The following is a 15,273-nucleotide window of genomic DNA, read 5'->3' on the forward strand; positions in this document are numbered from 1 at the left end:
GGTCGCTGTGTGGTTGCCAGCCTGACAAGTGCTTATTTTCAGGGGTATTTTGTAACATGGCAGAAAAACAAACCGCGAAAAGGAATCGTCGCGAAGAAATACTTCAATCTCTGGCTCTGATGCTTGAATCCAGCGACGGCAGTCAACGCATCACCACCGCAAAACTGGCGGCCTCTGTGGGCGTGTCAGAGGCGGCGCTGTATCGTCATTTCCCGAGCAAAACCCGGATGTTTGACAGCCTGATCGAGTTTATCGAAGACAGCCTGATCACGCGCATCAACCTGATTCTGAAGGATGAAAAAGACACCAGCACGCGTCTGCGTCTGATTGTGCTGCTGATTCTGGGCTTTGGTGAACGTAACCCGGGTCTGACCCGTATTCTGACCGGCCACGCGCTGATGTTTGAACAGGATCGTCTGCAAGGCCGTATAAACCAGCTTTTTGAGCGTATCGAAGCCCAGCTGCGTCAGGTTCTGCGCGAGAAGAAAATGCGGGAAGGCGAGGGATATAATACGGATGAGACCCTGCTGGCAAGCCAGATCCTGGCTTTTTGCGAAGGGATGCTCTCCCGGTTTGTGCGCAGCGAGTTTAAATATCGACCAACGGACGATTTTGACGCCCGCTGGCCGTTAGTGGCTGCTCAGTTACAGTAACGCCATCGCCGGATGGCGGCTTTGCCTTATCCGGCCTACGAACGGGTAGGCCCGGTAAGCGTAGCGCCACCGGGCAATTGAATTATACGCCAAACTCTTCGCGGTATTGACGCACCGCCGCCAGATGATCAGCCATCTCAGGCTTCTCTTCCAGATACGCAATCAGGTCTTTCAGCGTGATAATCGACGTGACCTTGCAGCCATAATCGCGCTCCACTTCCTGAATAGCAGAGATGTCGCCGCGCCCGCGCTCCTGACGATCGAGCGAAATCAGCACACCCGCAAGCGTTGCGCCGTTAGCCTGGATAATCTCCATCGATTCACGGATCGCGGTACCTGCGGTGATCACGTCATCCACCAGCATCACGCGCCCCTGCAACGCACTGCCTACCAGATTGCCGCCTTCACCGTGGGTTTTGGCCTCTTTACGGTTAAAGCAGTACGGTACGTCGCGGTCATGGTGCTCCGCCAGCGCTACCGCCGTGGTGGTTGCAATTGGAATGCCTTTGTACGCGGGGCCAAACAGCAGGTCAAAATCAATCCCGGAATCCACCAGCGCTTCGGCATAGAAGCGGCCTAACAGTGCCAGGTCGCGCCCGGTATTAAACAGCCCGGCGTTGAAGAAATACGGACTTTTACGCCCGGATTTCAGCGTGAACTCGCCAAACTTAAGTACCTGCTTGTTAAGCGCAAACTCAATAAACTGGCGCTGATACGATTTCATGGATTTGCTCCTTTGTCTTTTCAGTCTTACAGGCAAAAAAAAGGCGACTCATTGGTCGCCTTAAAATCAATTTTCTAACGCCGCTTTCTGCGTCGCTACAATAGATTCGATTCCCCCTCGGGCCAACGCCAGCAAGGTGAGCAGTTCTTCGTGGGTGAATGGCTCGCCTTCTGCCGTCCCCTGCACTTCAATGATGCGGCCATCTTCGGTCATCACCACGTTCATGTCGGTTTCTGCGGCAGAATCTTCAACGTATTCCAGATCGCAAAGCGCTTCGCCGTTAACGATTCCAACGGAGACAGCAGCAACCATCCCTTTCATTGGGTTGGTTTTCAGCTTACCGGCGGCAACCAGCTTGTTCAGGGCATCTGCCAGCGCCACACAGGCACCGGTAATAGAGGCCGTACGCGTGCCGCCATCGGCCTGGATCACGTCGCAGTCCAGCGTGATGGTGAACTCACCCAGCGTTTTCAGGTCAACCGCGGCGCGGAGCGCACGCGCGATCAGGCGCTGGATCTCCATAGTACGGCCGCCCTGCTTACCTTTTGCCGCTTCACGGGCATTACGGGTATGGGTTGCGCGCGGCAACATACCGTATTCGGCGGTGATCCACCCCTGGCCCTGACCTTTCAGGAAGCGAGGCACGCCCTCTTCAATGGACGCGGTGCAAAGCACTTTGGTGTCACCAAACTCAACCAGCACGGAGCCTTCAGCGTGTTTTGTATAGTTACGGGTCAGGGTGACGGGACGCACCTGGTTGGCGCTACGACCTGCTGGACGCATGATGGATTCTCCGGCTTGAAACGAATGTGGCTGCGCATTATACGGATAAAGGACGCTTATTCCTATCCTGAGAAGCCCCTGAAAGCTATAATCCCCCCATCTCTCCTTTAAAAACGGGAATGTCTATGATCCGCAGTATGACCGCCTACGCCCGGCGTGAAATCAAGGGTAGCTGGGGTAGCGCTACCTGGGAAATGCGCTCGGTAAACCAGCGCTATCTGGAAACGTATTTCCGTATGCCGGAACAGTTCCGCAGCCTGGAGCCTGTGGTGCGTGAGCGTATCCGTACGCGTCTGACCCGCGGGAAAGTGGAATGTAACCTGCGTTTTGAGCCCGATGCCAGCGCGCAGGGCGAACTGATCCTGAACGAAAAGCTGGCAAAACAGCTGGTTAATGCGGCGAACTGGGTCAAAATGCAGAGCGATGAAGGCGAGATCAACCCGGTTGATATTCTGCGCTGGCCAGGCGTGATGGCCGCCGGAGAGCAGGATCTGGACGCGATTACCGCTGAAATCCTGGCTGCACTCGACGGCACGCTGGACGACTTTATCGTTGCCCGCGAAACCGAAGGCCAGGCGCTGAAAGCGATGATTGAGCAACGCCTTGAGGGCGTGAGCGCCGAAGTCGCTAAAGTGCGCGCTCATATGCCAGAAGTGCTGCAATGGCAGCGTGAGCGTCTTGTCGCCAAACTGGAAGAGGCGGAAGTTCAGCTGGAAAACAACCGTCTGGAACAAGAGCTGGTGCTGATGGCGCAGCGTGTGGACGTGGCTGAAGAGCTGGATCGTCTGGAAGCGCACGTTAAAGAGACCTACAACATTCTGAAGAAGAAAGAAGCGGTAGGCCGCCGTCTCGACTTTATGATGCAGGAGTTCAACCGCGAGTCGAACACGCTGGCGTCTAAGTCTATCAATGCAGAGGTAACCAATTCAGCGATTGAGCTGAAGGTCCTGATTGAGCAGATGCGCGAGCAGATTCAGAATATCGAGTAATTCCTTTCAGGGTGGTGTTGCCTCGCACATCACCCATTACTTTTTCTAATCCTTATTTAGCCTTACTTTCTTTTCCTCCCGCCTTAGCACAAGCCCGCCAGGCCTGCGTTGATAAATTACTGTAGGGCAAATCCCCTCGCCTTAGAAAATCTCAATCGTGATCTTCCGCACAAATCGCTAATCTCCTCCTCTTCATCCCGGAGGGTTTATGCTGCTTCACATTCTCTATCTTATTGGCATTACCGCAGAAGCCATGACCGGCGCGCTCGCCGCCGGACGTCGCCGTATGGACACCTTCGGCGTGATCATTATTGCCACGGCCACCGCGCTCGGCGGCGGGTCCGTGCGCGATATCCTGCTTGGCCATTATCCGCTCGGCTGGGTCAAAAACCCTGAGTACGTCATTATCGTGGCAACGGCAGCCGTGCTAACCACGATTGTGGCCCCGGTGATGCCTCATCTGCGCCGCGTGTTCCTGGTGCTGGATGCACTTGGGCTGATTGTTTTTTCCATCATTGGCGCACAAATCGCTCTCGATATGGGTGAAGGCCCGGTTATCGCCACCATTGCTGCCGTGATCACGGGCGTGTTTGGCGGGGTGCTGCGGGATATGTTCTGCAAACGTATCCCGCTGGTTTTCCAGAAGGAACTGTATGCCGGCATCTCCTTTGCCGCGGCGGTGCTTTACGTCGCCTTGCAGCACTATGTCACCAGCCACGATGTGGTGGTTATCTCCACCCTGCTGTTTGGCTTCACCGCGCGTATGCTGGCATTGCGCCTTAAGCTGGGCCTTCCCGTTTTTCATTACAAACACAATGCGCATTAATGTCAGAACGGGCAGGCGCCGGATAATCAGTTACTCGAATAGTTGTAACCGTAGTGATGGTAGCCATAGCCGTAAGCGTTGCTTGCCCGCTTTACGACGCCGTTGAGAATCACCCCTTTGGTATTGACGCCACTCTGCTCCAGACGCTGTACACAGACCAGCATCTCCTTCACGCTGTTCATCCCGAAGCGGGCGACCAGCAGCGTGGTGCCTGCGCGACGGCCAACAACCGCCGCGTCGGTGACCGCCAGGATCGGTGGCGTATCGATAATCACCAGATCGTAGCGTTCATTCGCCCAGTCCAGCAGCTGCTGGAAACGCGTATGCATCAGAAGCTCCGCCGGATTAGGGGGGATCTGCCCGCGCACGATGGTATCGAACCCGCCTTTATCGAAGGTCTGAACGCCCTGGGTATACTCCGCCTTACCGGACAACATCTCCGACAAGCCGCAGGTATTGTCGAGCTTAAACAGATCATGGGCATACCCGCGACGCATATCCGCATCAATATAGAGCACTTTCTGGCCCGCCTGCGCCACGACGGCCGCCAGGGTACTGCTGACAAAGGTTTTACCGCTGTCAGGCGTGGCGCCAGAGATCATCAGTATATTGTTCGCTGACTCCATCATCGCAAAATGCAGACTGGTGCGCAGGCCGCGAATCGCCTCCACGGAGAGATCGACCGGGTTATCCGCCGCCAGGAAGGGGATATGTTTGGTCTTATGGCGCAGCCCTGAGGACATAAAATCTTTTTTGCGCAAACGCATCTTTTTAGCCAGCCATTCCGACAGCGGTACGGTGGCATAGACGTTAATCCCGTGCTCCTCCAGCTGCTCCGGCGTTTCAATGCCCATACGCAGCATACTGCGCGCCAGGATCCAGCCCGCAGAGACGAACAGACCCAGGAGAACCCCCAGAACGACAACCAGCGCTTTTTTCGGCTTAACTGGCTGCGGCCGGGTCACGGCCGGATCGATAATGCGGACGTTACCAATTGCGCTCGACCGGGCGATGCTCAACTCCTGTTCGCGGTTAAGCAGCTGCTGGTAGATAACGCGTCCCGACTCCACATCACGGCTCAGGCGCAACACCTCCTGCTGGGTTGACGGCATGGACGATACCCGTTTATTCAGGCGGTTTTTTTCCTGCTCCAGCGTCTGGCGTTTCTCAATCAGCGCCCGGTAGGTGGGGTGATCTTTTTTGTAGAGCTGCGAAATTTCCGCTTCCCGGAAGGTCAGTTCATTGAGCTGATTGTCCGCATTCACAATCTGCTCCAGCACCGCTTTTGCCTCCAGGTTCAGGTCAACGGAGTCGTTTTGCTGGCGATAGCGGTTGAGCTTCTCCTCGGCCTGGTCCAGCTCGCTGCGCACCTGCGGAAGCTGCTGCTTCAAAAATTGCAGGCTTTTCGCATCCTGCGCCGCCTGGCGAGCCACGTTCTGTTGTAAATAGTTGTCAGCGATGCAGTTAAGCACGCGCGCCATCTCATCGGGATCTTCCCCCGTGATGGTCAGGCCAAGCATTCCACTGTCCTTGCTGCGCTCGCTCACGGAAAAACGCAGCTGTAGCGCGTCAATGGCTTCCAGCTCGCTCAGCTGTGTAATCGTAAATTGCGTACCCGGCTTCGCCTGGATAGCGGCAATGGTAATGGCGATATTCGCCGCACTCAGCGGCTGTCCCACGACGCCCTGTAACGTCACGTTTTCGCCTTCCAGCTGATAGTGGCCCTTCTCGCCGACGGTCAGCGTCAGCTTTTGCGCCCGACCCGCGACAGGGGGAAGATTGAGCATACTGACATCGACGATGCCAGGCTGTTGCCCGGTGAGCCGCGCCCAGCCGCGTCCGACAAGGGGAAAATAGTTTTCACTTACCTGCGTGCGCAGGTTCAGGTCATCAATCGTTTTACCGAGGATCATGCGCGACTGGAGAAGCTGAAGCTCCGGCGCCGACTCCGGCGAGGAGTCAGGGATGAACTCGCTAAGGTTACTGAGTAGCGCGTTGCCCTGCTTCTGTTCCACCTGTATCAGCGCATCGGCCTGATAAACCGGCGTGGCAAAGAGCGCATAAAGCAGTGCCGCCAGCGTGAACAGCGTGGTAAGGATGAGAATAAATTTTCGGTGGTCGAGCAGCTCACCCAACAGGCGCACCAGATCGATCTCGTTATTCGCGGCAGACGCATCATGGGCATGAAGGTTATTTGTTGACATAAAACGTAACTATCCCGTGTGATTAACTGAGCCGTTTCGCCCATTCCAGACTGGCCTGCTCCAGCAGCCCATAAACATATTCAAATGCGTCCCGGTTTTTACGGTAGGGGTCCGGGATCTCTTTTCTGCCCGTCCAGTGACCAAAGAGCATCATTTTGCCCCGCGCCTCCGGTGCGATAGCCGTGACCTGCTCGATATGTTCCAGCTCCATCGCCAGAATCAGATCGTAGTCGCGCACCATGGCGGGGGTGAGCCTGCGCGCCACGTGGCCCTCAAGCAGGGTGCCGCGTTCGGCGGCGATCTCTGTCGCCTGTGAATCGGCGGTGCGCCCTTCCAGGCCACAAATTCCCGCTGAATCGACCCGGGCGGCGGGAAGCAGCCGGCGTAGCAGCCGTTCCCCAATGGGAGAGCGGCAGATATTGCCGGTACAGATCACCAGGATGGCGTTAAACGTTAGTTTGGCCATGTTCTGATATATCTCCCTGTTTCAGTCAGGTCATGTACGCCGGTAATGGTCGGCACAAGCTGAGAGATCACGCGGTTCCAGCGCACCAGCGGCGCGGTGGTGACATAGACGATGTCGTAAGGCTCAAGCTGAAATTCGGTGCTCAACACCATCGCGGTGGCATCCCGGGCGTTAAGCTGGTAGACGTTGGCGATTTTGCCGTTCTGCTTGCCCTGCAACGGACGAATCACAAAGATCCCCGTGGCGTCGGCCATATCCTGATTTACGCCCTGCGCATTACCCAGCGCTTCCGCCAGCGTCATGCCGCTACGGTCCATCTTCAGGGTGCTCTGTTTACCCACCTCGCCCATGACAAACACTTTCAGGTCGTCATTACGGGGAATGAAGAGAATATCGCCCGGATAGAGGAGTTTGTTCTGGGTGAGATCGCCGCGCTGCATCAGCGCGTAGAGCGAAATGTGCGTATCCTGGCCGTTATGGGTCAGCACCACGTGCCGCCAGTCCGCCTCTGACGTCAGGCCGCCTGCCGCATTGATCGCATCCATTATCGTCAGCGGAATGTTGGTGATGGGCTGCTGGCCCGACTTAGCCACTTCGCCCGTCACGTAGGCTTTTTGTGAGCGGAACGCCGCGACGCTGACATCCACCTGCGGGCTCTCAATTACCGAGTCCAGCCGGGCGGCGATCTCATCGCGCACCTGGGCCAGCGTTTTGCCGACGACGCGGATTTTGCCGATATAGGGATAGAAGATCGTGCCATCGGCATTCACCCAGTTGCCCGTATCGCTGGCGCTACGGTACTGACCTGCGGGGGTGGTCAGCTCCGGGTGGTCCCAGACGGTAACCATCAGCACGTCGCCGACGCCGATGCGATATTGGTAGTTCTGGAGCTGGCGATCCAGTTCAGGATTCGCGCGGGAGTCGACTTTGCCAGGCAGCAACTGCTCCACCAGCCCCGGCGTGAGCGGATAGACGTTGACCATCTTATTCAGATCGTAATTGCTGTCAGGCAGATCGATAATATCTTTGCCCTGGGTGCTAAGTCCCTGGCCCGGTACGATAGTACAACCGCTTAACGCCATCATAGCCAACGCAAGCACGGAAAATTTAACGTTTTTCATTCAGGAAAATCATCTGGTTAAGTAATGCCTGTTTCATCCGGTACTACTGCCCTACCGGGGTTTCGCGTTCTGATGTCATGTCATAGAGCTGATATTTACGGCCTAACATCTGACCGCCATCACGGGTGAGAGGCGTCCACGAGACCACCGCCCGGTTGCGATTTGGGCCGATCGTCATTAGATCAAGCGGGATCGAGATGTAGAAGCCTTTGCTAAAGCCACCTTCGCCATAATCCTCTTTCGAGACGTTGGTCAGCGCCGCCCAGACGCCTACCGTCACGCCGCTGTCGAATCGCTTCGCGACGTCGAGGGTGGCGCCTTTATCCTTCGCCAGGTACTGCCCGACGCTCAGCTTCATCAACACACTGTTGAGCTTCGCCGGGTTCCAGTAGGCGGTGATAAATCCGGTTGGCGCGCTGTAGTCGGTGAAGCGCATCATGTCGTCCCAGTCGCGCTGCTTGACGTAGTTCGCATCCACGCCCAGCGCCCAGTCGCTATCAAGCGGGCGCCAGAGCGCCTCTGCTCCCACGCCGCCGTACATGGTTTCGAGGTAGCCGCCATAAATCTGGGCATAGAAGCCGTGCCCCAGCGCATCGACATAGTTGGCCTGTAAGTTGTTGATGTAGACGCCATTGCTGACATAATCGCGAATATGGGTTCTGACGCGCGGCAGGCTGGAGTCAGCGGGAAGCAGCGAGGATTTGAACTTGTCGTAGTTGTTATAGAGGTTGGCGAACACGCCGCCGTCGAGCAGCAGACGATCGGTCAGCCAGTAGCTGGCGCTGGCCATCACCCCCACCTGGAACATATAGAAATCTTCCGGACCGCCCAGCGACTGCGCCAGCGTCGGTTTGAAGCTGTAGCTGAAGCGATCGGCGCGAATACGGTAGCCGCGCCCGAACGCTGTAGTATCCACAGGCTCGACGCGCTGCTGTTTGAGCGCCTCCTCCTGGCCGAGCGGCTCTCCCGCCAGCTGTTTGCGCAGGCTGGTGACATCGGTTTGCGTCGTGACCAGCGGCAGATGGTCACGCCGCTGGGTGATAGCGATCGTGTCGACCCCGTCGGGCAGGTTATTGATCAGAATACGGTTGGCGCGATCCACCGCTTCGCGCGGATCGCGATAGCGATACTGTTCGCCGGTCATGTATAAGGTATTGCCGTGCTGAAGGATCTCCGGCGCATCGAAGCCTGCGTTGTACTTAAGCGCGGTGAGCTGGTTTGCCGCCGAGGTATAGTCCAGCGTCTCGCCTGCCGGTGCCGGTTGCCAGGCCGGTTTCGGGTTATCACGCAGCGCGGGGCGCAGATCGTTAAAATTGGTCCGCAGGGTGAAGCCAAACATCAGCGTATTGCCGCGCTCGTAGCTGAGGTTGAGATCGGCCCAGTCGGCAACGCGATAGACCGCCCCCACGTTAATATGGCTCGACTGCTTAATGGAGCCGGCAAAATCATCGGCATAATTGTTGCCGTCATACTCGAGCTTCAGGCGCAGGGGCTGCCAGGGTGTCTGATACTGGAGTCCGCCAAACAGCGACGCCGGCCCACGAAACATATCGCTAAAGCTGATATCCCCGGCATCATGCGATTCGCCGCGGGTGCAATACTTATTGTTGTCGTGGCACAGCGGGTTACCCACGTTGTCGCTATTACCGGGATATCCCCAGGCTATTCCAAAGGTAAAATCGACCGGTCCGGCCATTTTACTGGCAACCAGATATTCACCGTCGAACAGGCCGGTGCCCGCAATATCGCGCTTGCCGAGCGCCAACTGCGGCAGGCTATAGTCCTCTTCCCACAGACGAACCTTAAAATCGAACGACTTATCCTTGTAGCTTTGATCGCCGCTGAAATCCTCGTCGCTGCTGTATTTGCGGGTGCGGACGTCGGTATAACGAATCGTCCCTTCCAGCCACGGAAAGAGCACGACCGAAGAGGAGTAAAAACGATACTGGTTGTTATCGCGGTAGTTGACGCTGAATTCCCCTTCCCGGCCAAAGCGCGCGTCGGGCATTTGCATCAGGCCGGTGCCGCCAAAGTCGGACTGTGAAGGTCCGGTCGGATCGGGCCAGGTACGCAGCTCCGCGTGGCAGGCAGAAGAGATCGCCAGAGCAAGGCCGCTCAGTAAAAAAAGTTTGTTCATCAGTCAGGTATCCGCCGCGTCAGGAGCGCAACGATTTGCTCATTCAGACCGGTAAAATCGTCCGGCACCGCCCGGGGATCAAACCCCACCCACAGAACAGCGCCCGGCTCTGCTTCAATATGGCGTGCGTTCCAGTACGCCACCGGCGCAACAACCCTACTGCCGTCAGGATCGATAACGGTCACGTTATTCCTGTCGGCGCCAGCCAGCCGCAGCTGCCCCTGTAAGTAATCCCTGATGCTTGCGCCCGGTCGCCAGGCCAGTTTCCCCGGTGTGGCGACCGCCCCCATCAGCGTGACGGTGCGGGGCGCAGGCGAGAGCCACAGATCGTAACGGCCCTCAAGGGAACGATCGCCGCGGGCGTCGGTACGCACGGCGTCTGGATCGAGGCTGACAAACTGCCGCCCGACGATCCGCAGGGAGCGGATCTGTGTAGCGACAGCGCGAATGGTCGCGATCTGCTCGTCATCGGCACGATTCTGCCAGGCTGAAAGCGACGCCAGCACCTGCTGTTGCGTCTGTTGCGCTCGCCGCGTGGCGGAAGGGGTTGCGATGACAGCGCCCTGCCACCAGACGTTGTTCAACTGCGGCTGGGTGACCAGCCGGGAGAGCGTATCGGCCTGTCCAGCAGACCACGTTTTGCCCGGCTGATGCACGGTAACGACGCTTGCGCATAAGGCGGGCAGGCTGAAGAGAGATAGCCCTACGCCAGGTAACCATTTTCTGAGTCTGTTCATGGGGCGGGCTTCAACATCGTCATGGTGACAGGGAATACGCCCGCGCCGAGCATCTGTTCGCTCTGGCGTACCTGGCCGGTGGCGGAATCAATCCAGAAGGTGTTATGCCAGCGACGATCGAGGCCGTCGGCCTGCACCGTCTCCTGCCAGACCTGACAACGTAGCGTGTTTCCGGCAAGGGTCAGGTTTTCCGTCCCGCTCAGGGAGAAGCGCGAGGTCAGGTGTGCGGAGCGATACCGCCCCTCTTCCTGCCAGCGCACATCACGCGACCACTGGCTGCCGTCGCGGAGCTGCGGCGTGTGGCGCAGCGGATCGTGCTCAAGGTTGGTTACCTCAAGCAGGTTATAAGGGAGCTTGAGCGTGTGGATAAGGCGACCGTTATGCGTGACGATCATCGCATTATCCTGCGATAACCACTTACTGTTTCCCTGCTCGATGTATCCGAGAACCACCAGGATCCTCGGGCCATTATCCAGACGCAGGTACATGGTTGAGTATGGGAGCACCTGAATCTGCCCGTCCGTTACCGTCACATCCTGGCGCCCGTCCAGGCTGGCGTTAAAGGTCTCAATAATGCTCTGCTGGCTCGGCGTACATCCCTGGATCAGCAGAGTCATGATGAGCAGAATAAACAGTCTCACCAGAAATCCTTGATTAAATAACATTGAAATCAATTAAATACCCGGCTTTGATATCGCCACCGGGTCAAGTCGTTGCGCTGTTCAGCGCAAGGCTATATCGCCTTGCGCACCAGCCTTAGCGGGTAACTGTCGTCGTGGAAGTACCATTGCCTGAGTCATCGCCACTGTCGCTTACCGCGACAACGGCTAACGTCGCTACGCCGGCAATCGCAGCGGTGGTGACAACAGCGGTTGTCCCAATCGCGCCTGCCGCCAGTCCCCCCGTAGTGCCAGCGGTAGTTCCCACCGTTGCTCCGGTTGTTGTACCGGTTGTTGCTGCGCTGGTACTACCTGCTTCGGTGGTAGCGCCTATAGCAGGCAGGGCAGTCGCCAGCGTGAGTGCCGTCAGCACTGTACAAAGCGTCCTTTTCATTTTTGGTCCTCATTCAAATGAAGGAAAATATGAGCACCTGGAAACCAGGTCCCGGTTAACGGGCATAAAGCCCGGGGCTGAATTCCGGCCCGACAGGGACGGAAAATCATCCATGTAAAAGCCCTGGGCTCTGAACACCAGCGCATATAAACCGCCAGGATATATTTCGGTACCCTTAATTGCTTCAATTGGAGTTCAGATAGTTAACCCCCTCACGGGGCGCAAAAAGAAAGGAAAACGCAGAGTGATGCGAAATGCACCCCAGCGGTAACTACCTTAAAAATTTTGGATAAGATAATTCTTATAATAATTTGACGCAATGATTTCCGGCAGAATAAATATGACTAATTGTTAACCAGAAAACACTCAACATATTATTAATAAAATAGTTAAACAACTGAAATTAAAAGCAAAAATACGAACAATACTCAGGCTGCATTGCCTATAACTCCTTCATTCCCGGCTATTGCTCTCGATTAATAGTGATTGAGATCAATTAAGCCGTTCTCTCAAAGAAAATAAAAACGCAAGCAGAGCAAATTCTGAAATTGGGTTCAGGGATAATATTTCCTCAAAATATATTTACCATGAATAATTCATTTATATTCATAATTATTGCGTATATAAACCGCGTCTCATAAATACGCTATTCACGGCAGCGGAAGTGTGCCCCCTCGCCAGTCTGTTCAGGAGCGCACGCAGATTAAAATCCACCGATGTGCTCTGCGGCCAGCCATTTTGCCAGGGCATCAATCTGAGGCTGATGCAGCCAGTTTACGATCTGGCGGGCCTTCTCCTGCCCGACACCCGGCAGCATCCGCCACTCCGCTTCGCTTCGCTGAATCAGCTCCTGCCAGGTGCGATCCCCTGCCGCCTTGAGCGTCGACCGGGCCAGCGGTATTCCCATCGCGGTGATCCAGCGGATAAAAGGTCGCTCCCGCGCCAGGTTAAACTGATGCCACAGCGCAGCGCCATGCGATGCCGATATCCCCGCCGTCGCGGTGAGCTGCGCCTGCGTGAGCTGTAGCCAGGAGAAGAGGTGCTCAAACCGATGCGCCTGATAGAGGGTCCGCCATCCTGATTCGCCCATTCCTTCGATATCTAACGCCTGCCTGGAACTTAGCCACGTCAGCCGGGCAAAAAATTGCTCCATGCACTCCGGGGAGGCATAGAAACAGGTTAAGCCGTTATAGCGCGATGAGGGCGGCTGCGGTTTACGGCGATCCACATTGCGCCACACCACGTTATCCAGCCGGGGAATACCTTGTCCCGCCAGGCTTACCAGCACCTGATCGCCGGGGGCAATATCCAGCCTCTGCCAGCGGTTAACCGACCCTAAGCTGACGCGCTGTACGCGTTTATCGTCGAGCATCAGCGGCTCAAGCTGCGCAATCGCGGTGATCCGCCCGGTACGGCCAACGGTAAAGTGAATCGCTTTGACTTCCGTCACCTGGGCCACAGGAAGGTATTTCCATGCGACGATCCAACTCCCTTCCCCCGGCAGCCACTCCTCGCCCGGCGGCTCTGCCGAGGCGCGAACCACAATGCCATCCGTGGCGAAGGGCAACGAAGCCTTAAACCAGGCCGTCCGTTGCGCTTCCACATCAGCCGCGTTTTTAACCGGCAGGGTATAGCGGGCCGTCAGGGTAAAACCTGCCTCCGCCAGCGCGGAAAGGCGTGCTTTCATCGCTTTTGGGCCGTCCGGCCAGGCCCAGATAAAAATGCCTGTCTGCTTCAGCGCTGCGCGATCGGTCGCGCGCATCATTGCCCCCGCTACCTTCGCACGCGCGTTCATCCCCCCCATCCGCTGCTGGATATGCCCGTCGCGCAGCAGAAAAAGTTCACCCTGCAACACGCTGTTGGCAAGCGGCCCGGCCAGCGTTTGCGGAATAGCGGGGATCATTCGCGCCTGTGCCGTCCACTCTTCCCCCTGTAAGCCGTCGCCCCGGCTAATCGCCTGCACCAGCTTGCCGTTTTTGTAGACCAGGGTGACCGCAACACCATCCACCTTTGGCTGTACCCAGAGATCCTGCTGCGTCGCCATCCAGCGGCTAAGCGCCTGCTTGCTTTCTACCTTATGCACGCCGGTATGGGCGAAGGGATGTTTCACCGTCCCACTGGCGGCTGGAAGATCGTCGTGCAGCGGTTCATCGTGAAAACAGCGCTGCCACTGTTTTAAGCGGGCGTTAAGCCTGTCGTAAACGTCGTCGCTCACCTCGCTGCGGCCCTGCTTCCAGTAATCTTCATTCCAGCGGGTCAGCTGCGCCTTCAGGGCCGCGATCTCCTGCCCGGCTTTAGCCGGTGACCAGACCGGGCAAATAGCCATCGCCCCGCTGCTTAAGAAGATCATCAGTATGCTTATCCATTTCACCATTATTACCCCTCCCTGTTTTGCGAAGGGTATACCCTGCCCGGGAGCCGCAGACCAGCTGCAAAATTGCATTTTACGAGCGCGCTTCAGCGCATTGTTTTTATTGCAGCAAAAGGAAGGTAAAAGCTGAAAACGGCACGCAAAATTTAATCATCCACGGGAAAAAGTGTGACAAAGGCTACGTCACACAGCGGCGACGTGTATAATAAGCCCGTATGTAGGACTTCTTCGTTAACACATACAAAAGACTCTCATGGCTCAAGGCACGCTTTATATTGTTTCTGCCCCTAGTGGCGCGGGTAAATCCAGCCTTATTCAGGCACTGTTAAAAACCCAACCGTTGTACGATACGCAGGTTTCTGTTTCTCACACCACGCGAGCACCGCGTCCGGGTGAAGTGCACGGCGAACACTATTTCTTTGTGAATCACGACGAATTCAGAGCGATGATTGGCAGAGACGCGTTTCTTGAACACGCAGAAGTTTTCGGTAACTACTACGGTACTTCGCGTGAAACCATTGAGCAGGTTCTGGCGACCGGCGTGAACGTGTTCCTGGATATCGACTGGCAGGGCGCGCAGCAAATTCGTAAGAAAATGCCGGATTCGCGCAGTATCTTTATTTTACCGCCATCGAAAGATGAACTGGATCGCCGCCTGCGTGGTCGCGGCCAGGACAGCGAAGAAGTTATCGCGAAGCGTATGGCGCAGGCAGTTGCAGAAATGAGCCATTACGCGGAATATGATTACCTTATTGTGAATGATGATTTTGATGCCGCGCTGAGCGATCTCAAAACTATCCTTCGCGCAGAACGTCTGCGTATGAGCCGCCAGAAGCAGCGACATGACGCATTAATCACCAAACTGTTGGCAGACTGAACCCACTTTCAGTATCATGCCCAGTCATTTCTTCACCTGTGGAGCATTTTAAGTATGGCACGCGTAACTGTTCAGGACGCTGTAGAGAAAATTGGTAACCGTTTTGACCTGGTGCTGGTCGCCGCGCGTCGCGCTCGTCAGATGCAGGTAGGCGGTAAAGATCCGCTGGTACCGGAAGAAAACGATAAAACCACCGTTATTGCACTTCGCGAAATCGAAGAAGGTCTGATCAACAACCAGATCCTCGACGTGCGTGAGCGCCAGGAGCAGCAAGAGCAGGAAGCCGCTGAATTACAAGCTGTTACCGCTATTGCTGAAGGTCGTCGTTAATT

General features: G+C 56.3%; 15 protein-coding genes. 5 read left to right on the top strand and 10 right to left on the bottom strand.

Features of this window, described 5'->3' with window-relative positions; translation table 11 throughout:
• Positions 1-56 precede the first annotated feature (56 nt).
• Positions 57-653, top strand: a complete 597-nt coding sequence (gene slmA, locus SK54_RS01270) for a nucleoid occlusion factor SlmA (protein WP_003860901.1) — start codon at positions 57-59, stop codon at positions 651-653.
• 82 nt (positions 654-735) lie between these two features.
• Here slmA and pyrE read toward each other — a convergent pair whose 3' ends face one another.
• Together pyrE and rph are read right to left on the bottom strand one after the other, a co-directional pair.
• The gene (pyrE, locus tag SK54_RS01275) at positions 736-1,377 is read right to left on the bottom strand and encodes an orotate phosphoribosyltransferase (protein WP_015570043.1); all 642 of its coding nucleotides are present in this window, start codon (positions 1,375-1,377) and stop codon (positions 736-738) included.
• 66 nt (positions 1,378-1,443) lie between these two features.
• On the bottom strand, positions 1,444-2,160 hold the full coding sequence (rph, locus tag SK54_RS01280; RefSeq protein WP_015570044.1) for a ribonuclease PH: 717 nt from the start codon (positions 2,158-2,160) through the stop codon (positions 1,444-1,446).
• A gap of 125 nt (positions 2,161-2,285) precedes the next feature.
• Here rph and SK54_RS01285 point away from each other — a divergent pair, with 125 nt between their 5' ends.
• Both SK54_RS01285 and SK54_RS01290 read left to right on the top strand, forming a co-directional pair.
• Complete coding sequence (locus SK54_RS01285; RefSeq protein ID WP_003860907.1) at positions 2,286-3,149, top strand: YicC/YloC family endoribonuclease; 864 nt, start codon at positions 2,286-2,288, stop codon at positions 3,147-3,149.
• Positions 3,150-3,357: 208 nt separating this feature from the next.
• Positions 3,358-3,975 (top strand): trimeric intracellular cation channel family protein, encoded by a 618-nt coding sequence (locus SK54_RS01290; protein WP_015570045.1) that lies wholly within the window; start codon positions 3,358-3,360, stop codon positions 3,973-3,975.
• Positions 3,976-4,001: 26 nt separating this feature from the next.
• Here the strand turns inward: SK54_RS01290 and etk are convergent, their stop codons facing one another.
• From etk to ligB, 8 genes are all read right to left on the bottom strand, one after another.
• Positions 4,002-6,179: a tyrosine-protein kinase gene (gene etk, locus SK54_RS01295; RefSeq protein WP_045614498.1), complete on the bottom strand. Its 2,178-nt coding sequence runs from the start codon at positions 6,177-6,179 to the stop codon at positions 4,002-4,004.
• A 22-nt stretch (positions 6,180-6,201) separates the two neighbouring features.
• Complete coding sequence (locus SK54_RS01300) at positions 6,202-6,645, bottom strand: arsenate reductase/protein-tyrosine-phosphatase family protein (RefSeq protein ID WP_045142428.1); 444 nt, start codon at positions 6,643-6,645, stop codon at positions 6,202-6,204.
• Complete coding sequence (locus SK54_RS01305) at positions 6,633-7,766, bottom strand: polysaccharide export protein (protein ID WP_032646765.1); 1,134 nt, start codon at positions 7,764-7,766, stop codon at positions 6,633-6,635. Before SK54_RS01305 ends, SK54_RS01300 begins: the two co-directional genes overlap by 13 nt.
• Positions 7,767-7,809: 43 nt before the next feature.
• Positions 7,810-9,903, bottom strand: coding sequence for a YjbH domain-containing protein (locus tag SK54_RS01310; protein ID WP_048246600.1), 2,094 nt, complete (start codon positions 9,901-9,903; stop codon positions 7,810-7,812).
• Positions 9,903-10,640, bottom strand: a complete 738-nt coding sequence (locus tag SK54_RS01315) for a capsule biosynthesis GfcC family protein (RefSeq protein WP_039269351.1) — start codon at positions 10,638-10,640, stop codon at positions 9,903-9,905. Before SK54_RS01315 ends, SK54_RS01310 begins: the two co-directional genes overlap by 1 nt.
• Positions 10,637-11,281, bottom strand: coding sequence for a YjbF family lipoprotein (locus tag SK54_RS01320; RefSeq protein ID WP_023295702.1), 645 nt, complete (start codon positions 11,279-11,281; stop codon positions 10,637-10,639). The genes SK54_RS01315 and SK54_RS01320 overlap by 4 nt, the downstream gene beginning before the upstream one ends.
• A 115-nt stretch (positions 11,282-11,396) precedes the next feature.
• Positions 11,397-11,693 carry a hypothetical protein gene (locus tag SK54_RS01325; protein WP_017693971.1) on the bottom strand — a complete coding sequence of 99 codons (297 nt, stop codon included), beginning with the start codon at positions 11,691-11,693 and terminating at the stop codon, positions 11,397-11,399.
• 703 nt (positions 11,694-12,396) lie between these two features.
• Positions 12,397-14,067 carry an NAD-dependent DNA ligase LigB gene (gene ligB, locus SK54_RS01330; RefSeq protein WP_017693972.1) on the bottom strand — a complete coding sequence of 557 codons (1,671 nt, stop codon included), beginning with the start codon at positions 14,065-14,067 and terminating at the stop codon, positions 12,397-12,399.
• Positions 14,068-14,317: 250 nt separating this feature from the next.
• On the opposite strand from ligB, the gene gmk reads away from it, so the two are divergent.
• Positions 14,318-14,941, top strand: a complete 624-nt coding sequence (gmk, locus tag SK54_RS01335; RefSeq protein WP_006177710.1) for a guanylate kinase — start codon at positions 14,318-14,320, stop codon at positions 14,939-14,941.
• Between the two features lie 54 nt (positions 14,942-14,995).
• Positions 14,996-15,271, top strand: a complete 276-nt coding sequence (rpoZ, locus tag SK54_RS01340; RefSeq protein WP_000135058.1) for a DNA-directed RNA polymerase subunit omega — start codon at positions 14,996-14,998, stop codon at positions 15,269-15,271.
• Positions 15,272-15,273 lie beyond the last annotated feature (2 nt).

Source organism: Enterobacter sp. MGH120 (assembly GCF_001037725.1).
GTDB lineage: Bacteria > Pseudomonadota > Gammaproteobacteria > Enterobacterales > Enterobacteriaceae > Enterobacter > Enterobacter hormaechei_C.